Here is a 6,182-nt window from a genome sequence, read left to right on the forward strand (position 1 = left end):
GCTCACCAGGCCATCAGCAGCCCACTGCTGGAAGACATCGATATTTCCGGGGCCAAGGGCGTGCTGGTAAATATCTCCGGCTCCTCGAACATGACCATGGAAGAGTTTGAAGAAGCCTCCCGCATCATTCATGAAAAGGTTCATGAAGATGCCAACATCATTGTCGGCCTGGTGATCGACGAGGACCTCGGTGACCGGTTGAAGATTACTGCGATTGCCACCGGCTTCGGCGCCACCTTCAACAAGGGGGCCCGCAAGGCCGAGGAGCTCAAGGCCCGGACCGCCTTCTCGCCGGGCAAGGTGGATCACGACCTGCCGACCTTCATCCGGGATCGGCAGAAAGAATCTCCCCGCAGCCTGCGGTCGCCGGTCAGCGAAGACCAGGAATACGATATCCCCACCTTCCTTCGTCGCCGCGTCGACTGACCAGGGCTGGGCCCGATACACCGGGAGGTTTACTGCTGGTCAAGAAATTTGACGGCGCAATAGACAACCCCGCAAGTTTCCATGCTGACGGCTCGTGCCGGTTCTCCGCCCGGCAGGCAGTGTGGCTGACAGTATAATGGATGTGTGCGACGACTCCCTCGTCCCGGGGACTGCATAGTGCGGTCCCCGTTTTTTTTTTGAACAACCCGCATCGGCGGAAACCGCGAAGGTGAATCACTGATGTCACGCAAGCTCATCGACAACGCCCGCCGGCGCCTGGCTGCCGAAACCGGCTGTCGCGCCAAGCCCTGGGGGGGACGGCTTTCCGTGGCCCTGGTCTATCCCAATACCTACCACCAGGCGATGAGCAACCTCGGCTTCCTGTCGATCTACCAGCTGTTGAACAGCCGCGAAGACACCCTGTGTGAGCGGTTTTTCCTTCCCGATGCCGAGGATATGGCGGAACATCGCAAAACCGGCTACCCCCTGTTCTCCCTCGAATCCGGGCGTCTGCTCGCCGATTTTGACGTTATCGCTTTTTCCATCTCTTTTGAAAACGACTATCTCAACCTGCCGCATCTTTTCGACCTGGCCAACATCCCGTTGTGGAGCCGCGAGCGGGACGACCGTTTCCCCCTGGTGATTTCCGGCGGGGTCTGTGCATTTCTCAATCCCGAGCCGCTGGCCGACATTATTGATCTGTTTGTGGTCGGCGAGGGCGAGGCGATTTTGCCGGCATTGGTCGAGTCGATCGGATCGACGGGTCAGCTCGGGCGACCGGAGATGCTGCGGCAGCTGGCGTCCGTACCCGGGGTTTATGTGCCGTCACAGTACCAGATCGATTATCGGGCGGACGGCACCTTGGCCGGCTGGAGCCATCCCGCCGATGTGCCGGAGCGGGTGCGCAGGCAGTGGGTTCACGATCTCGATGCGACGCAAAGCCGCTCCTTCGTACTGACCGAGCAGACCGAATTTTCCGATATGGCCCTCACCGAAATCTCGCGGGGCTGTTCTCGCGGATGCCGCTTCTGTGCCGCCGGCTTCATTTACCTGCCCCCCCGGGAGCGCAGCCTGGATAGCCTCCTGGGCCAGATCGAAGCGGGACTGTGCGAGCGCGAAAAAGTCGGCCTGGTCGGGGCGGCGGTGTCGGACTATTCGCAGATCGCTTCACTGAACCAGGCGATTCTCGAGCGGGGCGGCAAGATCTCGGTGGCCAGCCTGCGCATTGATTCGCTGACCGCAAAAGAAGTCGAAGCTCTCAAGATATCCGGACATCGGACCGTGGCCCTGGCACCCGAGGCGGGGAGCCAGCGCATGCGCGATGCCATCAACAAGGGACTCGATCGCCGGCAGATCCTTGATGCTGTATCGCTGCTGGCCGAAGGGGGAATCCCCAATCTCAAGCTCTATTTTCTGGTCGGCCTGCCCGGTGAGCAGGCGGCCGACATCGACGAGATGCTCGATCTGGCCGGTGAAATTCGCGAACTCTGGATGGCCGCCGGAAAGAAACGGGGGCGGTTGGGAAATCTGACCCTTTCGGTCAACCCGTTTATCCCCAAGCCGTTCACGCCCTTCCAGTGGGCCGCCATGGTGGACGAAAAGAGTTTGAAGCGAACCTTTCAGGCGATCCGTTCCGCGGTCGCCCGGATGCCGAACACCGAGGTGATTTTCGAATCGCCGCGCAGTGCCGTGCTGCAGGCCTTCCTCGCTCGAGGCGACCGGCGGGTCGGGCAGACCCTGCCGCTGCTGGCGGCGGGAGACAACCTCAAGTCCGCCTGCCGGAAATCGGGCCTCGATCCGGCTTTTTACGTGACCCGGCAGCGTGGCGAAAGCGAGCGTTTCCCCTGGGAAATTCTCGACAGCGGCGTTCGCCGAGAGGCGCTTTGGCGCGAGTATCTGTCGGGCCTGGACGCCCGCCTGTCGCCGCGTTGTTTCGATGGCTGCACCCGTTGCGGCGTCTGTGATTAAGAAGGTTAGGCTCGACCGCTGGCCGACTTATTTCAAAAAAAGTCCCTTGACGATCAATGATTTTGTGGTTGATTGGAAGTACCGAGATACTCGGTTGAAATCATTTTCCAGGGAGGCTTTTATGAATACAACGATCAAGAAACTCCTTGTTGTCGTTTCCGTTGCCCTGTTCCTGCTCTATGTCGCCCTTACCGGGTAACTTCCCGCTTGACAAGCTTCGTCGCATGATTTAAATTACGACAAAAAGGATCATTAATATCTTTAGGAGGTCGACGATATGACACAGCAGAAAAAAGGCGTTATCACCTTTAAGGGCAACCCGGCAACCCTGCTCGGCCCGGAACTGAAGGTCGGTATGGCCGCTCCCGACTTCAAGGTGGTTAACAACGGACTGCAGCCGGTTTCCCTGGCCGACAGTAAGGGAAAGATTCGGCTGATCACCGTGGTTCCCTCCCTCGATACCCCGGTGTGCGATGCCATGACCCGCAAGTTCAACGTCGAAGCGGCCAAGTTGCCGGACTCTGTTTTGGTCTATACCGTCAGCCTGGATCTTCCCTTCGCCCAGAAACGCTGGTGCGGCAATGCCGGGATCGAAAAGGTGCAGACCCTGTCCGATTACCAGGAGCGTTCCTTCGGACTCAACTACGGACTGCTGATTGACGAACTCAAGCTGCTGGCAAGGGCCGTGCTGGTGATAGATCAGGGCGACAAGATCGCCTACCAGGAGATCGTCAAGGAGGTGACCGCCGAGCCCGATTACGCGGCCGCACTGGCGGCAACCCGCGCTCTGCTGTAAGGAGAGGGCACAGAATGATCCACGGGGAAGGCTGTCGCAGCCTTCCCCGTTTTGCGTCATGGATGGACTTTTGACCGGTTTTTGCGGTATTCTTTTGCACTGGCAAGAGTTCATTAGCGGGAATGGTGAAGCATGAACGTTGAACAGATGAAGGTGGTTCTCAAGGAAATTCTGACCAAGACCAACCTGACCCCCTGTGTGGTCGGTCACCGCGGGGTCGGCAAGACTGCGGGGATCATCCAGGTCTGCCGGGAAATCGGTCGCCGTTACCAGCCGCTGCGCCTCGGGCAGATGGAGGTCGGCGACCTGGTGGGAATTCCCTACCGGCAGGAGGAGGTCATGCACTGGTCGCGCCCCAGCTGGTGGCCGCTGGCGGATGCCCCGGAAACCGTGATTCACTGCGACGAGCTCAACCGGGCGCAGCAGGAGGATACCCTGCAGGCCATTTTTCAGTTCGTCGAGCCCCCTTCCGAAGGGCAGCTGCGAGCGTTGCACACCCACCAGCTTGCCCCCAGGCACAAGGTGGTGGTCTCGATTAATCCTCCGGACGGCACCTACCAGGTGGCCACCCTCGACCGTGCCCTGCTCGACCGCATGGTGATGCTGCAGGTGGAGACCGACTATGCCTGTTGGGCCCGCTATGCCAAGTCCCGGCAGCTCGACCGGGTTGTGCAGCAGTTTCTGGCCGGCAACCAGAACCTGCTGGCGCGGCAGGGAAGCCCCCTCGACATGCAGATGGAGCCGACCGAGCGGGCCTGGGAAATGGTCAGCACCTTGCGCAAGCATTGCCGGTTTCCCGCCGACCTCGAGATGGAGGTTTATGCCGGGATTGTCGGCAAGGAGGCGGCCATCATGTTCCTGCGCTGGAGCGCCGAGCAGCAGAATCGGCCGGTGACCGCCCGGGAGATTCTCGACAGCTGGGATGCCGTGGCCGGCAAGGTCAGGGCGCAGCGGGATGACCTGCAGGCGGTGTCGATGAACGACCTGGTGACCAGCCTCGAAGTTGCGCCGCAGATGACCCCCGAACAGGAGCAGAACCTGATCAACTACATCGGCGCGCTCCCCCGGGACATGCGCTTCGGCCTGGTCAAGTCGCTGGTGAAAAACCCCCCGGTGGCGGCGGCCATCGTCCAGGACAAATACGACGAGGTGGTGCTCGACGCCATCGCCGAGATCAGCCGGGAAGCGTCTTGACGGCCGTGATTGGTGCTTGGTGATTGGGATGAGCGCAGATCTTCGGGGGCTGGAAAACGCGGTGGTTCGCCTGCTCAAGAGCCATCCCTTCTACGGCCATTTTCTGCTCGGGTTTCGCCGCCGCCAGGTGTCGGCCGATTACGCCCTGGGGGTGACTATCGGCAATGGTACCCCGGTCCTCTGCGTCAATCCGCAGCGGTTGGCTGACTTTTCCTCCGATGAACAGCGGGCGCTGCTCGAACACGTCCTCAAGCATGTGCTGCATCTGCACATGGCCCGGCGCAAGGGGCGGCACGGCCATGACTGGGACATCGCCTGCGATCTCGCCATCAATCCGGGTATTGCCGGATTGCCACCGCAGGCCGCGCTGCCGCACAAGGTGAAGCTGGAGGAAGGGCTGGCGGCCGAAGAATATTACCGGCAATTGGCGCGGCCTTTCGACGTCGGCAACCTTGAAGGGCGGGGAGTCGGTGATGCGAGCCGGGATGCCGGGCAGGTCGTCGACGCCGGGGAGGATGGTTTCCCGGCCAAAGAGGCGGATGCCCTGCGGACCCTCGATGATCACCAGGTTTGGGCCGAGGCCGACAGCACCCCCCAGGGATTGGCCGAAGAAGTGGTTCGCAGCATGGTCCGGGACGCTTACCGCAAGAGCCGGGGGGAACTCCCCGGCGATGTGCGTTCCCTGGTAGAAGGGCTGCTGGCGCCGTCGCCGATCCCCTGGAAAGAGGTGCTGCGGCAGTTTGTCGCCAGCGCCGGCCGGGTCGGTCGCCGCAGCACCTGGAAGCGGGAACACCGTCGCTTCGGGCACGACACGCCGGGCAATCGCAAGCGCCAGCGTCTCCGTCTGCTGGTCGGCATCGACGTCAGCGACTCGACCAACCGCCGTGATCTGCGCGAAACCTTTGCGCACGAACTGGTACAGATCGCCCGTGGTCGGGACAGTCACGTCACCGTCCTCTATGCGGGCAGCCGCATTCAGCGCATCGATAGTTTCGTCGGCAGCCCGGCGCTGGTCGAAGTCTTCGAAGGGGGCGGATTCACCGATTTGCGACCGGTGTTTGAATACGCCCGGAGCATGCCGATGCGTCCCGCCGCCGTGATTTATCTCACCGACGGTATCGGTCCGGCGCCGGAAATCATGGAGTTTCCCACCCTGTGGGTCCTGACCCGCGACGGCGAAAAGCCTGCTCCCTGGGGGGTTGAGCTAAGGCTCGATGTCTGATTTGCGCTGACTTTCTTCACTGGAGGTTTTTCATGGATCAACTCAGGCTGATGACCGAGGAATCGATCCGCCAGCTGCTCGAGGCCGCCGGCGCGCGGGTTGCGTCCCGTGGCGGACGCACCGAAAGCTACGGGGCGCCCCGGGAATTTTCCTTTGAAGTGAAGGGGGTTTTCCCCAATGGGCTGATGCTGCACATCGTCGCCCGCCAGTTCAATTATCGCGATCCCTGGGAAGCCGAGGGGAGGGTCAATGACCTGGTCGATGTGTCACTGCTTAAGGACGGTCAGTTTTCCGAACTGCCGAAGGGATACCCCTGGTTTCAGGGGCGGGATAGCGAAGACGGGCTGGATGAGCCGGCGTTGGTAGAGTTGGTGGCCTGCGTGAATAAGCTCAACCCCAAGCTCTTCCTGCTGCAAAAGCTCACAGGCGACCTTTAGCACCGGGCCGGTTGCCTGGTTCCGGTAACTGCAACAAAGGCTGGCCCCGTCGGGTCGGCCTTTGCGTTTAAAGGGGTCATTTTGAGAGCTGCTGTGTTGCAGGCTGCTTGACAAGTTTGAAAACGCCGAAAGCCGCAGC

General features: G+C 61.1%; 5 protein-coding genes and 1 pseudogene. All 6 read left to right on the forward strand.

Annotated elements, in window-relative coordinates; all coding sequences use genetic code 11:
- A pseudogene (locus tag ABYV89_RS13375) lies at window positions 1-426 on the forward strand (cell division protein FtsZ); the annotation flags it as partial.
- A gap of 240 nt (window positions 427-666) precedes the next feature.
- Window positions 667-2,394, forward strand: a complete 1,728-nt coding sequence (locus ABYV89_RS13380; protein ID WP_432823447.1) for a radical SAM protein — start codon at window positions 667-669, stop codon at window positions 2,392-2,394.
- Between the two features lie 277 nt (window positions 2,395-2,671).
- Window positions 2,672-3,190: a thiol peroxidase gene (gene tpx, locus ABYV89_RS13385; RefSeq protein ID WP_432823448.1), complete on the forward strand. Its 519-nt coding sequence runs from the start codon at window positions 2,672-2,674 to the stop codon at window positions 3,188-3,190.
- Window positions 3,191-3,322: 132 nt separating this feature from the next.
- Window positions 3,323-4,384, forward strand: coding sequence for a hypothetical protein (locus ABYV89_RS13390; RefSeq protein WP_432823449.1), 1,062 nt, complete (start codon window positions 3,323-3,325; stop codon window positions 4,382-4,384).
- A gap of 28 nt (window positions 4,385-4,412) precedes the next feature.
- Window positions 4,413-5,606, forward strand: coding sequence for a vWA domain-containing protein (locus ABYV89_RS13395; RefSeq protein WP_432823450.1), 1,194 nt, complete (start codon window positions 4,413-4,415; stop codon window positions 5,604-5,606).
- Between the two features lie 32 nt (window positions 5,607-5,638).
- A complete protein-coding gene (locus ABYV89_RS13400; RefSeq protein WP_432823451.1) occupies window positions 5,639-6,043 on the forward strand; it encodes a hypothetical protein in 405 nt (134 codons plus the stop codon).
- The last annotated feature ends 139 nt before the right edge of the window (window positions 6,044-6,182 follow it).

Origin of the sequence: Trichloromonas sp. (assembly GCF_041583255.1) — a bacterium.
Classification (GTDB): domain Bacteria; phylum Desulfobacterota; class Desulfuromonadia; order Desulfuromonadales; family Trichloromonadaceae; genus Trichloromonas.

Excerpts from the sequence above, each read along its gene's own strand:
- ABYV89_RS13380 (WP_432823447.1), top strand. The coding sequence starts at position 667 with ATGTCACGCAAGCTCATCGACAACGCCCGCCGGCGCCTGGCTGCCGAA.
- tpx (WP_432823448.1), top strand. The coding sequence starts at position 2,672 with ATGACACAGCAGAAAAAAGGCGTTATCACCTTTAAGGGCAACCCGGCA.
- ABYV89_RS13390 (WP_432823449.1), top strand. The coding sequence starts at position 3,323 with ATGAACGTTGAACAGATGAAGGTGGTTCTCAAGGAAATTCTGACCAAG.
- ABYV89_RS13395 (WP_432823450.1), top strand. The coding sequence starts at position 4,413 with ATGAGCGCAGATCTTCGGGGGCTGGAAAACGCGGTGGTTCGCCTGCTC.
- ABYV89_RS13400 (WP_432823451.1), top strand. The coding sequence starts at position 5,639 with ATGGATCAACTCAGGCTGATGACCGAGGAATCGATCCGCCAGCTGCTC.